The sequence below is a fragment of the Burkholderia sp. AU45274 genome, assembly GCF_030482505.1.
Lineage (GTDB): Bacteria > Pseudomonadota > Gammaproteobacteria > Burkholderiales > Burkholderiaceae > Burkholderia.
The window spans coordinates 352,542-369,113 of sequence record NZ_JAUJQE010000003.1 but is presented as its reverse complement, the minus strand read 5'-3'; the positions used below and the strand labels follow the sequence as shown (position 1 = coordinate 369,113).

The following is a 16,572-nucleotide window of genomic DNA, read 5'->3' as shown; positions in this document are numbered from 1 at the left end:
CCGGTCGCCATTGCCGTCAGCGTGCGTTGACCCGTTCGGGCATGGCCGCGAACAGGTCGGCTTCGAGGCTGTAGTCCGCCACGATGAAGATCGGTGCTTCGGGATCCTTGTTGATCGCGACGCTTACCGTCGAATCCATCATGCCGGCCAAATACTGGATCGCCCCCGAGATACCGACCGCGATGTACAGCTGCGGCGCGACGATCTTGCCGGTCCGGCCGATCGGGTACGAGCATCTTCATGGAGAGGAATCCTTCCGGAATCAGTAGGAGCGCGGGAGCTGCAGCACGTGCTCGGCCACATGCCCCAGGATCATGTTGGTGGAAATCGGCGCGACCTGGTACAGGCGCGTTTCGCGGAACTTGCGCTCCACGTCGTATTCGCACGCGAAGCCGAAGCCGCCGTGCGTCTGCAGGCATGCATTGGCCGCTTCCCAGCTGGCCTTCGCGGCCAGGTACTTGGCCATGTTGGCCTCGACGCCGGCGTTCTGGCGCGCGTCGATCTTCTCGCAGGCGCGCCAGCGCATCAGGTTCGCGGCCTCCAGCTCGATGAACGATTCGGCGAGCGGAAACTGGATGCCCTGGTTCTGCCCGATCGGGCGGCCGAACACCTTGCGCTCGCTCGCGTAGTCGCGCGCCTTCTCGAGGAACCAGTAGCCGTCGCCGATGCACTCGGCCGCGATCAGCGTTCGCTCGGCGTTCAGGCCGTCGAAGATCACCTTCAACCCCTTGCCTTCAGTGCCGAGCAGCGCGTCTTCCGGCAGCTCCAGGTTGTCGAAGAACAGCTCGTTGGTCTCGTGATTGACCATGTTGAGGATGGGGCGCACCGTGAGGCCGTTGCCGATCGCCTTGTCCAGCTCGACGATGAAGCACGACAGCCCGTCGCTCTTCTTCTGCACCTGGTCGAGCGGCGTGGTGCGCGCGAGCAGGATCAGCAGGTCGCTGTGCTGGACCCGCGAGATCCACACCTTCTGGCCGTTGATGACCCAGCGGCCGTCCTTTTTCACCGCCGTGGTCTTGAGCTTGGTGGTGTCGCTGCCGGTGGTGGGCTCGGTCACGCCCATCGACTGCACGCGCAGCTCGCCTGCCGCGATGCGCGGCAGATAGCGCTGCTTCTGTGCTTCGGTGCCGCTGAACACGATGGTGTTCATCACGTACATCTGGCCGTGGCACGCGCCCGAATTGCCGCCGGAGCGGTTGATCTCTTCCATGATGACCGACGCCTCGGCCATCGACAGCCCCGGGCCGCCGTATTCCTGCGGAATCAGCGCGGCCAGCCAGCCGGCCTGCGTGAGGGCCGTGACGAACGCTTCGGGATAGCCGCGCGCCTCGTCGATCTTGCGGTGGTAGTCGGCCGGAAACTGATTGCACAGGCTACGTACCGCGTCGCGGATTGCCTGGTACTGATCGGGGGCGGAGAAAACGGAGGCGCTCATGAATCGTGTCTCGTCATTGGCATGGGTCGAGTCCATAATAAGTTTTGATGGATTTCTTAAACAATAGAATTTCCTGATCGTCGAATCAGTTTTTGGTATCGAGGTATCCCGCGATGGATCTCAAGCAATTGCGTGCGTTCGTCACCGTGGCCGAAACGGGCAACGTCACCCGGGCGTCGAGCCTGTTGAATCTCGTGCAGCCGGCCGTGTCACGCCAGCTGCGCCTGCTCGAGGAGGACATGGGGACGGAATTGTTCGACCGCAGCCGCCACGGCATGCAGCTCACGTCGTCGGGAAAGACGATGCTCGAATACGCGCGCCGCATCCTCAACGAGGTGGCGCGCGCCAAGGCCGAGATCCAGCCGACCGACGGGCCGGTGGCGGGCATCGTGAGCATCGGGCTGCTGGCCAGCACGTCGGATCTGCTGGCCACACGGCTGGCGAGCGAGGTGGCGCGGCGCTACCCGCACATCCGGCTACGGCTCACGATCGGCTACGCGGGCCACCTGCAGGACTGGCTCGAAGCGGGGGATGTCGATGCGGCGCTGCTGTACGGGCAGAAGGAGACGCCCGCGCTGCACGTCAAGGCGTTGATCGACGAGAGTCTGTGGGCCGTCGCGGCGCCGTCGGCCACGCTGTCGCGCAAGCGGCCGGTGTCGCTGGATCGGGTCGCGCGCGAGCCGTTCATCCTGCCTTCCGCGCCGCAGGGCCTGCGCGCGGCGATCGAGCACGCGGCGGCCGAGGCGGGCGTGACGTTGCAGGTCTTCGCCGAAACCAATGCGCTGAGCGTACAGAAGGAACTGGTCGCGCAAGGCCACGGCTGGACGATCTTGCCGGCCGTCGGCGTGACGCAGGAGGTCGAGCGCGGCATCCTGAGCGCGGCACCGCTCGCGTCGCCGGGCGTCCGGCGCACGATTGTGCTCGCGGCGCCCAGCAGCCGGCAGGCCACGGCGCCGGTGCGCTGCGTGGTCGGGGTGCTGCTCGATTGCGTGAAGGCGACGTTCGACCAGGGCGACTGGCCGGATGCGCGCTGGCTGGGCTAGGGCGAGCGTGTTGTCGGGGTGAGCCGCCTCACGTGCGGTCTTACCCCGGCGGGACAGGCCGGCGCGCCGAAGCGGCCGTCCACCCGTGCACCTGGTGTGCCGGGCCGGGAGAGCGGGGAAACGCCCGTTTGACGTGCCGGATGAAGCCGAGCGTGCGCTGTCAGCGAGTCGGATTCCGTCGATCGAGATGGGTGCTCAATGTCGCCTGAACGCGTTCTCGCGCCTGGGTGTTGATCCTGGCATCCAGCAGCATGATCGCGGCGGCGACCAGGAAAATCACCAGGCTGACCGTCACGACGATACCGGCCAGCCACGGTGCGGGTAGGTTGGAGAGGGTTGCCGTCGCGTCGCTGCCTCGTTCGAAACTGGCCGCTGCCATGCCGCAATAGTGCATCCCGCACACGGCCACGCCCATGACGATGGCCGAGCCGATCTGGCGTGTTCTGCCGAATGTGCTCGGCCGGCGCAGGTCGAAGGCGAGCAACAAGGCGGCGCCGCTTGCCAGGATCGCGATGATGACGGACAGCACGACCAACCAGGGCTGGTATCGAATACCGGAGCAGATGCTCATTGCCTGCATGCCGAGATAGTGCATGCCGGCGACGCCCAGTCCCATGACGATTGCGCTGATGATGAGTTGCGGCCAGTGCAGCGCGAAGCGGGCGAGCGGGACGAAGCCGACGGCGGAAGCCGCAATCGCAATCAGCAAGGAAGCGACGGTGGTGGGAATATCGTATCCGACAGCCACCGGCAGGTGAAATGCCAGCATGGCGACGAAATGCATCGACCAGATGCCGAGCCCCATGATGCACCCGCCGAACGCGATCCAGGGCCAGATCGAACGATTCCCGATGAGATTCAGGCGATCGGAGATATTGAGTGCCGTGAACGATGCGAGGATCGAAAGCAGGCAGGAAAGTACGACGAGCGTAAGGTCGTAGGTGCCGGACATGATCGTTATTCTCGGTTATAGGCTTTTTGGTCGTTTGAGGGCGCCCTGTTTTTGCGAGTGCGCCATCCCCTCGTGTGTCCCGCAAATATACCGAAACCCGGAATCGAATCAAGGGCGCCGCTGCCGACTTAGGGTGGTGCGTCGGTGCGGCGGACGTCCCCGGATCGTGCCGGTTTTCGGTCCCGGGCGGACCGGATTGGAGGTGCCGTGCGCGCATGGGGGCGCGTCGAGGTAAGTCCGGCTGGCCGACGTCCGCGCCAGCCTCATCACGACGTCGCCGATCTGCGATAATGTCGGCCGCCTTGGCGGACGGCAGCGTACGATCTCGTTGCCCGCCCGCCGTGAATTCGTATCAGGAGAGTCCCGTGCGCGACATCATCGACGGCTTCCTGCGCTTTCAGCGCGAGGTCTATCCGCAACGTGTCGAGCTGTTCAAGCAGCTCGCGACCGCCCAAAATCCCAAGGCGCTGTTCGTGACGTGCTCGGACAGCCGCGTGGTGCCCGAGCTGCTGACGCAGCGCGAGCCCGGCGAACTGTTCGTGATTCGCAACGCGGGCAACATCGTCCCGTCGTACGGACCGGAACCGGGCGGCGTGTCGGCCACGGTCGAGTATGCGGTCGCCGTGCTCGGCGTGCGGGATATCGTCATTTGCGGGCACTCGGATTGCGGCGCGATGGGCGCGATCTCACGGTGTACGTGTCTCGACCATATGCCGGCTGTTGCGAACTGGTTGCGCCATTCCGATGCCGCGAAAGCCATCAATGCCGCGCATCAGTTCGACTCCCCTCGGGACAAGCTCGACGGTCTGGTGCGAGAGAACGTGATCGCGCAGCTCGCCAACCTGCGCACGCATCCGTCGGTTGCGCTCGCGCTCGAGCAAGGACGGATGAATCTGCACGGTTGGGTCTACGACATCGAGATGGGGCGCATCGACGCACTCGACGGCACCACGCGCCGATTCGTCCCGTTGAGCGAGTCTCCGGCCACGGTGGCGGTCAAGTCGTACTGAGCGAAGGGGCCTTGTTCCGGCCGGTCGTATCCACCCTGCCGAGTTGGACAATCGAAAGCGCTGATCTGCGGTCCGATCTGTATCGAAGGTCGCGAAGATCGGTTCCGCCCATGCCCGACGACTTCATCTCGATCACCGCTTCCTGCACCCGACGCGGCCGCGCGAAGTCGGGCGGCCGCAAAGCGGGGGGATCGCAGTTGTAGATCGCTGCGTCACGCCTGATGCAATCACGCTTGCGGCGCGACGGATGCCCCAGAGATGCCATGCCGCCGCAGCGAATCCGCGACGAAGCCTGACGCCTTCATTTCCTCGACGAACGCATTCAATGCCGCCGCGGCCGCTTCGCCGCGGCTCTTCGGCACGCCCATGGCCTGCCGGATCACCATGAACCGCTCGTCGAGCAGGCGCAGGCCGGGTGTTTTAGCGGCGTCGGCCTCGAGCTGCTGCTTCACGCCTGCGGCCACTTCCAGTTGCTGTTCGACGAAGGTCTGCACGACGGCTTGCGACGTCGGCGCACGCACGATCTGCGCGGCCTTCAGTTCGCGCGTGAGGAACAGGTCGTAGGCGCTGCCCTTGCCGACGGTCACGCGGTGGTCCGGCTGGTCGACGTCCGCGTTCGCGCGGATCGGTGACGCGTCACGCACCAGATAGAACCCCTCGATCAGCACGTACGGCGCCGTGAACGCGACCGTTTCGCCGCGCAGCGGATCGACCGCGAAGAAGCCGAAGTCGGCGCGCTCGTCGGTCAGCGCCTGCACCGATTTGCCGGCAGTGTCGAACACGACCAGTTCCAGCTCGGCCGACAGACGCTCGGCGAACGCGCGCGCAAGGTCGATCGACACGCCGAACGGTTCGCCCGTCGCCGGGTCGCGGTTCGCGAGGATCGGGTTGCCGAGGTTGATCGACGCGCGCAGCTTGCCGGTCGGCGTGAACGCGGAGAGGACGGAAGGGGCGAGGGGCATGGCAGGCTCGTGACGGTCGTAGGGGCAGGGTTTGGCGCGCGTCGATGTGCGACCGCGCGTCGGCATCGAGCTTATCACCTGGCTTTCGTCATCGAGCGTCATCGAGCGGCGCAAGCCTGCCTTCGGCGCCAATCGGGCGACGCGAGACAGGTGCGTTCCCCTCATCTTGTGGCCCCAACAGTGATGGACGGGCAAAGGGATTGCGTGACTGCGAGAGGCGATTTGATGCGGGAAGAGGGAGGCGATTTGCTTGCTTCGCGCCAGCGGCGGCTGTCGGTTGGCCGTGGCGTCGCTCGCCGTCGGCGCCGTCCAGCCGGGTGCAGTGGGCCTTGATTCGCCCGGCAACCGCTAGAATTGCGGTTTTAGTCCGGAATACGTCCATGTCTTTTGCCTCGCTCGGCCTGATCGATCCCTTGCTGCGTAACCTGCAGGACCTCAATTACCAGGCCCCCACGCCGGTGCAGGCCAAGGCGATTCCTGCCGTGCTCGGTGGCAAGGACGTGATGGCGGGCGCCCAGACCGGCACGGGCAAGACCGCGGGTTTTGCGCTGCCGCTGCTGCAGCGGCTGGTGCAACACGGCCCGGCGGTGTCCAGCAACCGCGCACGTGTGCTGGTGCTGGTGCCGACGCGGGAACTGGCTGAACAGGTGCTGCAAAGCTTCATCGCTTACGGCAAGGGCCTCGATTTGCGGTTTCTGGCCGCTTACGGCGGCGTGAGCATCAATCCGCAGATGATGAAGTTGCGCAAGGGCGTGGATGTGCTCGTGGCCACGCCGGGCCGTTTGCTGGACCTCAATCGCCAGAACGCGGTGCAGTTCGATCAGGTGCAGACGCTGGTGCTGGACGAAGCCGACCGCATGCTGGATCTCGGCTTTGCGCGCGAACTCAACGCCGTCTTTGCCGCGCTGCCCGCGCAGCGTCAGACGCTGCTGTTTTCGGCCACGTTTACCGACGATATCCGCGCGATGGCGGCGACCATTCTGCGCAGTCCGGTCAACATCAGCGTCAGTCCGCCCAATGCCACGGCCAGCAAGATCAAGCAGTGGGTGGTGACGGTGGACAAGCGGAACAAGCCCGATCTTTTCATGCACCTCGTGGCCGAGAACAAGTGGGCGCATGCGCTGGTGTTCGTCAAGACGCGCAACGGCGTGGATTACCTGGCGGCGATGCTGGACGAAGCGGGCTATGCCGTCGACACCATTCACGGCGACAAGCCGCAACCGGCGCGCCTGCGTGCGCTGGAGCGCTTCAAGACGGGCGAAGTCCAGATGCTGGTGGCCACCGATGTGGCGGCGCGCGGGCTGGATATCGACGACCTGCCGCTGGTGATCAACGTCGACCTGCCGATCGTCGCGCAAGACTATGTGCACCGCATCGGCCGTACCGGCCGCGCGGGTGCCAGTGGCGTGGCGGTGTCCCTGGTGTGCGCGGATGAAGCGCCGCAACTGGCCGCGATCGAAGCGCTGATCAAGCAAACGCTGCGCCGTGAAGAAGAGCCGGGTTTCGAGGCCGAACACCGCGTGCCGGAAACCAGCGCGACGGGCGAGATCATCAAGAAACCGAAAAAGCCCAAGAAGCCGAAAGTGCCGCACGCTGCGTCGGCTGCCATGCCGGTGTCGGGCAAAAAGCCGCGTCCGCAAGGTGGTGAGAACAAGCACAAGGCTGCGGCGCCGCATGCGAAGCCGGCCGGTAACGGACCGGACTACACCATCGGCAGCCCGTTCAGCGTGCAGAAGCCGCGTGGCAAATCTGCCGGCAAGCCGGCGGCGGGCGCGCGCAAGCCGGCTGGCAAACCCGCGGGTGCCCGTGGGAAACGTCCGTCCTGATGCGTGGGGATGCGGCTCGCCAGCCATTGAATATGGCTGGCGGTTTGGCGGCTGAAGGCAACTTCGAGTGCGTGGCGTCGTCGGGTTGAATCTGCAGCCCATTACGATCCGTCGACGTAAATTTCAGGGCCACCGTTTCAGGCTGAAACGGGAGGTTCAGGAAAGTCCGCCGGGACAAGCGCCCGTTGCTGATGCCAGGACGGCGGCGAGGATTAGCGCTGCAAAGGCAGATCGAGCGACTGAACGATGGCCGGGAAACCTGTTCGACTCTTTGCTGCGGCAACAGCGGGTGCGAGCTTCGCCGGCGAAGACTGGGACCTGCAATCCGCCTGCGCAGCCTTGCGGAATGCCGTCCCGCTATGGGGGCGGTCTTACTGCCATTCACCGGGATGACAGATCACCCAACCTGGAAGGTAGCTATCCATGTCCGTATGGCCCCAGCACCAGCCGTGCTGGTGAAGGGTCTTCATCAGTTGTTCGCGTTGTGCGCACGCGCTTCCCGGCGCATATTGCCCGTCAGGCAACAACTTCGGCGCCGGACCGTTCCGGCATTGGTCATTGGCGACTTCTTCCTGATGCATCAATGCCTGGACGGCAGAGGGAATGGTGCGGGCCAACGTGGCCTTGTATTCGATGCAGGCTGGCGCCTTGGGATCGTTGGACTTGCGGGAACATTGGGACTGAAGCTTGTCGATGCTTCTCGATACTTCGGGTGGATACGTCTCGGCGTGCGCTGCAGCAAGACATCCAGCCATCAACAGACAGGCGGCAAGTGATCTGATCAAAATCATTTCGCGTATGACACGATGCATCCGGTAGCTCGGGAACGGGCGAATTATGGCATGTGCGCGCGGTTCGTATTCGAGGGGCCGGCCCGGGTGCGGCCCGTGCGATGATGTGCGATGACTGACTTGAGAGATGAAATGACGACACCATTCGACGAGGCGACAACGGCGGCGATCGCCGCGTTTGCCCAATTGGATTTCTACACGGCGTTGCAGGCGATGCGCGCCGAGGCGGACTACGACCACGAACGGGACCAGTGGATCTCGCGCTATATCGACGAGCACGGCGGCGGCGCGGACGATGCCGAATACGACGCCTTGCACGCGCGGGCCCAGGCAACCCCGGAATACGCGCAGTTCATCGATGCGGCTCGACGGGAAATCCTGGAGTACTTCGGCGTGACCGACGATCAACTGGACTGGATGGTCGTGCTGCGCAACGACGACAGCGATGAGCTTTGGGCGGAAGTCAACCGGCAGCGGAGCGCGCTGGGAACCGGTGAAGTGCGCGGAGATCTCTGATCGTTGCTTGCCATTGGGGCCGCAAGTCGTGATGGGTGCAGGGCTGGAGTCAGGTCAATTGCGAGGTGTGCCGGGCTTTCGGTTGCTGAAGCCGATCCGTCAAGGGAGGGCAAGCTTTCGGAGCTTCGGAGCGCGTGACCGTAGTGCTCTGATACTTGCCCTTGAGGTGCAACGGCTCGATCTGCAGCAACGGTGCGTATTTGGGCGGCCGCATTGAACAGCGGCCGGCCAGAGGCGGTCAATCAAGCGATATCTAAAAAGCGGTCCATCCATGACGGAAGCCGCAATGGCTCAGACTCGAACACGCGAATCAGTTGGTCAGCTATAGGGCGATAGAAGACATCGGACTCGAAATAGATAACGCCGTCTTGTACGCCTAGCCGTTGACCATTCAAACTCGCCGAGGAGACCACACAGGCATGCTGTTCGAAAAGCAAGAAAAGATAGATGAGCCTTGCGATGGTCAGTTCAGTAGAAACATCGAGGTTCGCGTTTGCGGCCCCATCGAACAAAAGAGATCGGGACCCAACATCGATTTCACGGTCCAGGTCCGTATTTGATCCGAGCAGGGTATCGATGAACCGAAGCTCGTCCCCGCGGAATGCGCTCGAATTGTCGATCTGGAATATTTTCCACTTGCCTGCGGGCAACCAGCCGGCCGCGTGATGCGCAAACACGTACAGTTCCCTCGAGTTAGTGGGCGCACTGTACGGCAGGTAGGTGCGTACAGTACTTTCACGCGGTATGTCGGCGATTTGATTCCAACTTCCGATGTGCATGCCAATCTTCTGAAGGTATTCATCAGCTTCAGCAGTTGTTAGCAGTCTCATGGGAGCGTCCTTTTGCGTTCTGGCTCAGGGAGGCAGCATGTTGTCAGGGAAGTATAGATAGTTCGAACGGCCGCTTACTGGCAAGGCGACCGACCCTTCGGGTCGATGCCGGCCGGCGACTTCGCGCGCAAGCACCTCGTTCGACAGGCATCACGGACGGGGCCGCCCCGATAGACTCGAGCGTTGAAATTTCGGTCTCGATCGAAACAGCGGCCGTCTAATCGTGGAGTAGTATTCCCCCATGTCCGGCATTGCCAAGTCTCCACGGCACACAGCCGACCCATCCGTGACGACGGCGGCGAGCTCGCCGAAAAGTTCGAAAACTGCTTCAACGATACGTGTGGCGGCTCCGGCCGCGGCGACGGCATGGATGGGAATGCATCATGTCAACCGAGTGGAATCACCGCGTCAGACTGTTTGTCCAGCGTTTCTGGCAGCCGACCAGTGCGTGCATGACGTGCATGCCGGGGAGCTGGGGAAATATCATGAGCCTCGCCCACTGGACTATCGCATTTCAGACGGGGCTGCTGACCGGACTCCTGGCTGTCCTTCTGACTTTCACGCCCGTGGCAAAACTCTACGCGAATCGATACGGCAATGCGCTGGTCGTTGGCGTCCTGACCACGGTGGGCGATGCCTACTCGCACACGAGTCACTACCGCATCCCCTACGTCGAGCACATCGTGACGGGTGCCATTTCAGGTGTCTTGACGCTTGCGGCGTCATATCTCTTCGAAGACCGCGCGCGACGCGTTCGGGCGATGTGGGCCCGGGTTGTCGGACAGCCGATCCACTGACTTTCCGAACCCACGGGGCCAAACGGAAAGCGATTCCTCGGTGAGGCTACGCTTCATGAACTGCCGCCCCGGAAAGCAGCGCCGATGTGAGAACGCGACGTGCACCTTCCGACCAGGCCCCCGTGGCCGAAACAGCAACCGTCAGTTTTCGCCAACGTCAATCCGTACATCGCGCCGATCTGGCAATATGCATCGACAGACCTCAGCCAGGGCACCCCATGCACATCGCCATTCTGACCTTCCAGGGCTTCAACGAACTCGATTCCCTCATCGCGCTGGGCGTACTCAACCGAATCAAGAAGCCCGACTGGCGGGTGACGCTGTCATGCCCGGAGCATTTCGTCACATCGATGAACGGGGTGACCGTGCAGGCGCAGTCGACGTTGGCGGACGCACGCGCGGCGGATGCCGTCATCGTCGGGAGCGGTATTCAAACCCGGGATGTCGTCAACGACGCGACGCTGATGGAGCAACTGAATCTCGATCCGACCCGGCAACTGATTGGCGCCCAATGTTCGGGCACGCTGGTGCTGGCAAAGCTCGGCCTTCTCGACAACATCCCGGCGTGCACGGACCTCACGACCAAACCCTGGGTCGTCGAGGCGGGCGTCGAAGTCCTCAATCAGCCATTCTTCGCACAAGGCAACGTCGCAACGGCAGGTGGCTGCTTTGCTTCGCAGTATCTGGCCGCGTGGATCATTGCACGCCTGGAGGGCGAGGAAGCCGCACGGAGCGCACTGCACTACGTGGCGCCGGTGGGGGAGAAGGAGGAGTACGTTTCTCGCGCGTTGACGAACATCACGCCTTACCTGCCGTAGTGCGCAAAAAGATGGCGCTGCCTCCATCGCAAGGGTGCCGGGTTCAGCCGCAACGTCGTGTTCCCGATAGCGGCTTCTTCGGCGCGCCCGGTTGCCACGTCATCCGGCTGCGGTGTGGAAGAGGGCGCGAGAATGTTCGCTGACCCGTTCAGGCAGAGCCATTCAGTGACGCCGGCTTGCAACGGATCGGACTCCACCAGCCAGTTCGTATGACAAAGACGGCAGCGATACTGTCGCACGACGATTGCGGGCCGTCCTAGCGGCCGCAGTTTCGTTGGCTTGTGCAATTCCACCATTTCCCGATGGGCGACAGGATCGGAAGTCGCGTGCATGGTCGTGCAGGCTTCGCAAGGCATGGGGGTCAGCTTTTCAGGAGCGCGTTGGTTCGGTGAAGCGCTTTCTTCGCGCATGGCTCAAATCGTCCGCTGATTGCAACGTAATCGGCAGTGCGTCCGTCTCATGCTTCAATCAGGCCCGCTCGCCATCGCGGTGTGCGTCGATCGGCGGTTGCGTCCTCCTGCGCTGCGAGGTGAATGCGGGCGATTGCGCGTCTCATCCGGAATCCTCAGTTTGCAACCGGCTTACCGGAAGCATCCTTGATTTTCGCTTTCCATTGCGTGCGGATTTCGGACACCACCGATTCGGGAAGCGAGATGTAGTCCAATTCCGTGGCGGCCTGGTTGCCGTTGTGGAATGCCCAGTCGAAGAACTTCAGCGTTTCCGCACCTTGTGCCGGCTTCTCTTGCGTTGCGTGCAGCAGCACGAACGTCGCGCCGACGACCGGCCACGCGTCCTTGCCCGGCTGGTTCGTCAGGATCTGGTAGAACGACTTCGACCAGTTCGCGCCGGCAGCAGCGGCCTTGAACGTTTCCGTCTTCGGCTCGACCACCGTGCCCGTCGAGTTCTTCAGGGCCGTGTAGACCATGTTGTTCTTCTTCGCGTACGCCCATTCGACGTAGCCGACTGCGCCCGGCAGGCGCTGCACGAACGCTGCGACGCCGTCGTTGCCCTTGCCGCCCGTGCCCGTCGGCCAGTTGACCGTCGTGCCTTCGCCGACCTTCGACTTCCACTCGTCGTTGACCTTCGACAGGTAGTTCGTCCAGATGAAGCTCGTGCCCGAGCCGTCAGCACGACGAACCACGGCGATGTCCGTGTCCGGCAGCTTGACCTTCGGATTCAGCGCGGCGATCGCCGGGTCGTTCCACTTCTTGATCTTGCCGAGGTAGATGTCGCCGAGCACCGGGCCCGACAGTGTCAGTTCGCCGGCCTTCACGCCCGGCACGTTGACGACCGGCACCACGCCGCCGACCACCGTCGGGAACTGGAACAGGCCTGCCTTCGCGAGCTCGTCATCCTTCAGCGGAGCGTCCGAACCGGCAAAGTCGACCGTCTTCGCGTTGATCTGCTTCAGGCCGCCCGACGAGCCGATGCCTTGATAGTTGACCTTGCCGCCGCCCGCCTTCTTGTACGCATCGGCCCACTTTGCATAAATCGGTGCTGCGAAAGTGCTGCCTGCGCCGGTGATATCTGCCGCGTGAGCATGGAGGGCAACAAGAACCAGGGTGCAGGGCATCAAGATCCGGATGTTCACGTAACGTCTCCTGTCTGCTATCGGCATGCCGGCCGCAAGCGGGCCTCGGTTGAGCAGTCTGACTGGTTGGGTGGGGGCTGTCGGCCGCCTTTCGGCAACGTCTGTCGATTGACCGCGGCAGTGATCGTCTCTCGATTGCTTTCGAGCACGGTGCGTCATTGCGTGGTTGCAGCAGCCGCTGTGCCGCATTTTTCTCGTATGACGTTCGCCGGGAGCTTGATTGCAACGTACCGCAACCGAGGCCGCAGGCAGCGACCGGCTGGCCTGGATCGTCACCGACGATCGGGTAGGTCAGACAAGGGGCGAAGTCCGTCATCGCGCGCGGTAAAGGGTCCCGCAACGAAGGGTGATACGAGTATTGCAGTTGGCTGTGAAAATTCAAGGAAGGCGCACTTGCCCGATCCGCCAGAATCAATGCACGTCACTGGCGACGATGGAGGCCAACGCCCGATCGCCGTCGCGTTGTGCGGTGTCTTCCGTGGAAAAGATGTCGGTACTGAATGCGATCAGCTTGAAGCCGGATCCCGCGGAGCGAGGAACCGTGATGCCCCAGTGCCAGCCGCCATCTTGCTGGAACACGTGGAGCGCAGGGGGTGCCTGGTTCAGTGCTGGTGAAGAAGTCGTCATCGCGTGCTCTCCCGTCATGGGACGACTGCGGGGCAACTACATCGGACGCGCAAACCCAGTCTACGGATACTTTTGCTGCGGCGCAATATTCGAGTTTTACGAAAATGCCAATGTGTGAAACGCCACAATTTTGAAATACAAATATGCAACGTCGGAGATGGCTGGCATATTGGTGTGACGATTGGGATTTTTCGGAGGCTTTATGGATCGCAGTTCGCTTATGTGGGCGGGGGTGCCGCATAGCAGCGATGGCGTCGTGTTTCAGATTCGGGTCGGCCACGGGCTTCAGCGTTTTCATATTGCTCGATTGATTCTCGAGCGGGCGTGCGATCTTGAGCGACTGGCGTCTGACGCACGACAGCTCGAATGCTTTTACGAGCATTTGACGCCGATCCTGGCAGTCGCGCGGAAGGCGCGCTCGAAGGCGAAGGCCGATACGGTTTCGCTGAATGTTTCGGATTTTGTTCGAACGGGGAGCGCTCGGGGCGAGCAGGGGGCCTGGGCGGTGATGCGGTGAGCGCCGTAGGGCGGTTGAGGAGCGCAGAGTTTTCGGTCTTGGAGCGGGCGGGCGTGGGGCTTGGCGAGCGTCACGCGTTGCGTCTCGTCACGTGCGGCGCAGGCTCTGCTGCAGGGTTGGCGGGATGTTTTTTGCGGGCTTCCGCGTAGTCTCGTGCTTGAGCTTCGCGATGAAAGGGCGTCGCTCGAAGACCGAATACCCATGAATGAAAAGTGCTGGCCGATGAACTGGCCAGCAAAATGGTCCTGGCGATCCGAGGTTGAGTGTGCCAGAACCAAAGGCACTGAACGGCGTGCGCGCGCGGCCGGACGAACATGTCAAACGATCGGCCCCCGAAAGTCGGGGCTTATCCGGCTCGACCTTGCGCAATAATCTGTGATCGCAGTTTAGGTTAGGCTAACGGATGCGACCACACGTGCTCTCACGCTCGGGAACTTGAAGGCATCGCAGGGCTTCTTCGGTACTGTCCATGTTGAGATCATCGCGGCGGTCGGCAGATAGTCGGGATCGGCCGACGCGACTCCGGCCCACACGCCGGGCGACACCTGTCTGCCGTGGAGATAAAAGTGCAGCTCCCGGCCCGCGCGGTCGCAAATACACCTGACTCTCTCCACCGCTTGGCCCAATGCTCTAATCCGTGCGATCTGGTTGCGATCCAGCTCGAACAGGGCACTCACCACGCCGTCACAATTGCCGATGCCAATCATGTTGCTGTCATCAGTCAACGCCCATGTCGGATGCGGCGTGCCTAGGCGCAGCATGAAATAATCTGCGGACTCTGAACCAACCATACTGTTTCTCCTGCAAAAGATCCGTCGTTCTGCTAACCGAAGATCAATGGAAACGAACGATCATCCAATCCTGTTCTCGTCGCCGTACCCGGATGCTCGAGTAGATGTGCCCCGGCGCCTTGCAATGGGCGGGCGCAACAGTGAAGCGCCCCCTGCCCGTCGCTTCCGAAGCACTCACACGCTTGCCTGACGCGTTACGGTTTCGGCGGCGATACCGTCCTCCGAACCGGAAAGCCTCACCGCGACAGCCGCCGCCGCCGTGCTCCCATAGACGTTCAGGGCAGTTCTCCCCATGTCGAAAAAGGCGTCGACGCCCAACAGCAGCAGCACCGCATCGGCCGGCAACCCGATCGACGTCAGCACGATGGTGATGGCGACGATTGCTCCGGAGGGCACGTTGGCTGCGCCGTCGATGGTGATGATCGTCAAAATCAAAATCGTGATCACCAGCGGCCAGGACCAGGCGAGATGATAGGCGTCAGCCAGATAGCCGACCGCGAGGGCCGTGTAGAGGACCGCGCCGTCGCGATTGAAAATATAGGCGAGCGGCAAGATCGTGGACGCCACGCCGTGGGGAACGCCGAATTCAACCAGCTTCTTCAGGTGCAACGGGTAGGTAATTTCGGACGACCGCGTCGTGAAACCCAGGATCAGCGGTTCCTTCACTTTCCTGAGAACGGCGAGAGGCGATTGACCGGCGACGCGAATGACGAGGGTGAGTACCACCGCCAGAATCGCCATGCCGAGATAGGCCACGCCCAGAAGCTCGACGAGCGAGTGCACGCCGGCAAAGCCCTTGGCCGACAACAGCTGCGCGATCGCGGCGAAGATCGCGAGCGGCGACCATGCGATCACCCACTCGGTCATCTTGAACAGTCCCGACAGCAGCGCCTCGAAAACGGCAATCGCAGGCTCGGCACGCTCCGGGGCAGCCGCCAATGCCGCACCGAAAATGACGCCGAAAACGAGCACCGGGAGAGAATTCCCTGCGGCGAGCGCAGCGACGATGTTCGCGGGGATCAAATCAACGAGAAATTTCGTCCAGTCGATGCTGGATGCGAGTGCTGCTGGCATCGATCCGGAGTGCGTGAGGCTCGCACCGAGACCCGGCCGAAATGCGAAGTTGAGCAGCAGACCGAGCGACGCAGCCAGGCCAGTCATCAAAACGAAGAAGACGATGCTGGATAGTGCGACCTTTCCGAGCCGTTCGCGCAGTCGGCCCGCACGAAAGACACCGACCGTGACCGACAGGAAGATCAACGGCATGACGACCATCTTGATCGCGTGGCCGAACATCGCACTGAGAAAGCCCAGCTTCCCGGCAAAGCCAGGAGCAAATACGCCGCAAGCGACGCCCAGGACAAGCCCGCCAAGCATTTGCAGCGGGAGGGAAAGCCCCTTATTTTTCGTGTTCATGCCGCGCCTTTAGTAGTTTTATCCGGGCGGGCGTGCCGTCAACGATGTGATTCCACATATGCTGACGCGCAAGCTCGCCGTCGTTTGCTTCGATTGCGTGAAAGATTTTCAGGTGCTCGATCGTGCCGCGCCGAACGGTTTCGGCGTCGCTACGCGGGAGTTCGTTTAGCGCCAAGGTTTGGGCTCGCAATAGACTATACGCGGATGAGATTCGCACGTTCCTTGCGGCGGCAAACAACGCTTGATGAAATACCCAACCGACACGTTGCTCGAGCATGATGTCCGCGACGTCCTGGTCAATCAGCACCTGCATTTTCTCTGCCGCGTCGCGAAGGTCTGCCGTTACGCCCGACCTGGCTGCGAGAAACGCCGCTGTACTCTCGAGGGCCAGCCGCATTTCAAAAATTTCGCGGAGATCGCTCGTAGTTGGCGAAGCGACATAGGTCCCACTCTTTTCGATCACCACGACCAGCCCTTCGGACTCGAGCAAATGCAATGCGCTGCGCACAGGCATTTGGCCGAAACCGAGTTCGTCCGATAGTCCTCGATGGGATACTTTCTGCCCAGGCGCAAGGCGGCCGTCAAAGATCCTCGATCGGATCTCGTCGTAGGCAAGCTCTGCATCTGTCGAGACTTTCGACGTCATCTGT

The 16,572-nt window shown here is 62.5% G+C and carries 18 protein-coding genes and 1 pseudogene; 7 read left to right on the top strand and 12 right to left on the bottom strand.

Annotated features, from left to right (window positions below; translation table 11 throughout):
- Positions 1 to 16: 16 nt before the first annotated feature.
- Positions 17 to 223 (bottom strand): annotated as a pseudogene (locus QZM35_RS14505) (FAD-binding protein); the annotation flags it as partial.
- A gap of 39 nt (positions 224 to 262) precedes the next feature.
- Complete coding sequence (locus tag QZM35_RS14500) at positions 263 to 1,435, bottom strand: acyl-CoA dehydrogenase family protein (RefSeq protein ID WP_089430132.1); 1,173 nt, start codon at positions 1,433 to 1,435, stop codon at positions 263 to 265.
- A gap of 113 nt (positions 1,436 to 1,548) precedes the next feature.
- Here QZM35_RS14500 and QZM35_RS14495 point away from each other — a divergent pair, with 113 nt between their 5' ends.
- Positions 1,549 to 2,478, top strand: a complete 930-nt coding sequence (locus QZM35_RS14495) for a LysR family transcriptional regulator (protein WP_301776210.1) — start codon at positions 1,549 to 1,551, stop codon at positions 2,476 to 2,478.
- A 160-nt stretch (positions 2,479 to 2,638) separates the two neighbouring features.
- On the opposite strand, the gene QZM35_RS14490 is transcribed toward QZM35_RS14495, so the two are convergent.
- On the bottom strand, positions 2,639 to 3,430 hold the full coding sequence (locus tag QZM35_RS14490; RefSeq protein WP_301776209.1) for an MHYT domain-containing protein: 792 nt from the start codon (positions 3,428 to 3,430) through the stop codon (positions 2,639 to 2,641).
- A 365-nt stretch (positions 3,431 to 3,795) separates the two neighbouring features.
- Here QZM35_RS14490 and QZM35_RS14485 point away from each other — a divergent pair, with 365 nt between their 5' ends.
- A complete protein-coding gene (locus QZM35_RS14485) occupies positions 3,796 to 4,440 on the top strand; it encodes a carbonic anhydrase (protein ID WP_089429778.1) in 645 nt (214 codons plus the stop codon).
- A gap of 227 nt (positions 4,441 to 4,667) precedes the next feature.
- Here the strand turns inward: QZM35_RS14485 and QZM35_RS14480 are convergent, their stop codons facing one another.
- A complete protein-coding gene (locus tag QZM35_RS14480) occupies positions 4,668 to 5,402 on the bottom strand; it encodes an ABC transporter substrate-binding protein (protein WP_089434023.1) in 735 nt (244 codons plus the stop codon).
- Positions 5,403 to 5,782: 380 nt separating this feature from the next.
- Between QZM35_RS14480 and QZM35_RS14475 the strand changes: the two genes are divergently transcribed.
- On the top strand, positions 5,783 to 7,228 hold the full coding sequence (locus tag QZM35_RS14475) for a DEAD/DEAH box helicase (protein WP_174970501.1): 1,446 nt from the start codon (positions 5,783 to 5,785) through the stop codon (positions 7,226 to 7,228).
- Between the two features lie 371 nt (positions 7,229 to 7,599).
- Here the strand turns inward: QZM35_RS14475 and QZM35_RS14470 are convergent, their stop codons facing one another.
- On the bottom strand, positions 7,600 to 8,040 hold the full coding sequence (locus tag QZM35_RS14470) for a hypothetical protein (RefSeq protein ID WP_254600112.1): 441 nt from the start codon (positions 8,038 to 8,040) through the stop codon (positions 7,600 to 7,602).
- A gap of 111 nt (positions 8,041 to 8,151) precedes the next feature.
- Here QZM35_RS14470 and QZM35_RS14465 point away from each other — a divergent pair, with 111 nt between their 5' ends.
- On the top strand, positions 8,152 to 8,535 hold the full coding sequence (locus tag QZM35_RS14465; RefSeq protein WP_089429775.1) for an ATP-dependent protease: 384 nt from the start codon (positions 8,152 to 8,154) through the stop codon (positions 8,533 to 8,535).
- 242 nt (positions 8,536 to 8,777) lie between these two features.
- Here QZM35_RS14465 and QZM35_RS14460 read toward each other — a convergent pair whose 3' ends face one another.
- The gene (locus tag QZM35_RS14460) at positions 8,778 to 9,365 is read right to left on the bottom strand and encodes a hypothetical protein (protein WP_301776208.1); all 588 of its coding nucleotides are present in this window, start codon (positions 9,363 to 9,365) and stop codon (positions 8,778 to 8,780) included.
- Positions 9,366 to 9,748: 383 nt separating this feature from the next.
- On the opposite strand from QZM35_RS14460, the gene QZM35_RS14455 reads away from it, so the two are divergent.
- Positions 9,749 to 10,162 carry a hypothetical protein gene (locus QZM35_RS14455; RefSeq protein WP_089429773.1) on the top strand — a complete coding sequence of 138 codons (414 nt, stop codon included), beginning with the start codon at positions 9,749 to 9,751 and terminating at the stop codon, positions 10,160 to 10,162.
- A 218-nt stretch (positions 10,163 to 10,380) separates the two neighbouring features.
- Positions 10,381 to 10,980 (top strand): DJ-1/PfpI family protein, encoded by a 600-nt coding sequence (locus QZM35_RS14450; RefSeq protein ID WP_089429772.1) that lies wholly within the window; start codon positions 10,381 to 10,383, stop codon positions 10,978 to 10,980.
- Here QZM35_RS14450 and QZM35_RS14445 read toward each other — a convergent pair.
- From QZM35_RS14445 to QZM35_RS14435, 3 genes are all read right to left on the bottom strand, one after another.
- Entirely contained in the window at positions 10,968 to 11,390 is a 423-nt protein-coding gene (locus QZM35_RS14445; protein WP_301776207.1) for a hypothetical protein, read from the bottom strand. The genes QZM35_RS14450 and QZM35_RS14445 overlap by 13 nt on opposite strands.
- A 155-nt stretch (positions 11,391 to 11,545) precedes the next feature.
- The gene (gene pstS / locus QZM35_RS14440) at positions 11,546 to 12,553 is read right to left on the bottom strand and encodes a phosphate ABC transporter substrate-binding protein PstS (protein ID WP_301776327.1); all 1,008 of its coding nucleotides are present in this window, start codon (positions 12,551 to 12,553) and stop codon (positions 11,546 to 11,548) included.
- Between the two features lie 429 nt (positions 12,554 to 12,982).
- Positions 12,983 to 13,198, bottom strand: a complete 216-nt coding sequence (locus tag QZM35_RS14435; RefSeq protein WP_089430130.1) for a hypothetical protein — start codon at positions 13,196 to 13,198, stop codon at positions 12,983 to 12,985.
- 202 nt (positions 13,199 to 13,400) lie between these two features.
- Here QZM35_RS14435 and QZM35_RS14430 point away from each other — a divergent pair, with 202 nt between their 5' ends.
- Complete coding sequence (locus tag QZM35_RS14430) at positions 13,401 to 13,715, top strand: hypothetical protein (protein WP_301776206.1); 315 nt, start codon at positions 13,401 to 13,403, stop codon at positions 13,713 to 13,715.
- Between the two features lie 386 nt (positions 13,716 to 14,101).
- Here QZM35_RS14430 and QZM35_RS14425 read toward each other — a convergent pair whose 3' ends face one another.
- The 3 genes from QZM35_RS14425 to QZM35_RS14415 form a co-directional block, all read right to left on the bottom strand.
- Entirely contained in the window at positions 14,102 to 14,506 is a 405-nt protein-coding gene (locus QZM35_RS14425; protein ID WP_301776205.1) for a hypothetical protein, read from the bottom strand.
- Between the two features lie 174 nt (positions 14,507 to 14,680).
- Positions 14,681 to 15,922, bottom strand: a complete 1,242-nt coding sequence (locus tag QZM35_RS14420; protein ID WP_301776204.1) for a dicarboxylate/amino acid:cation symporter — start codon at positions 15,920 to 15,922, stop codon at positions 14,681 to 14,683.
- Positions 15,906 to 16,568, bottom strand: coding sequence for a GntR family transcriptional regulator (locus QZM35_RS14415; RefSeq protein WP_089429767.1), 663 nt, complete (start codon positions 16,566 to 16,568; stop codon positions 15,906 to 15,908). The genes QZM35_RS14420 and QZM35_RS14415 overlap by 17 nt, the downstream gene beginning before the upstream one ends.
- Positions 16,569 to 16,572 lie beyond the last annotated feature (4 nt).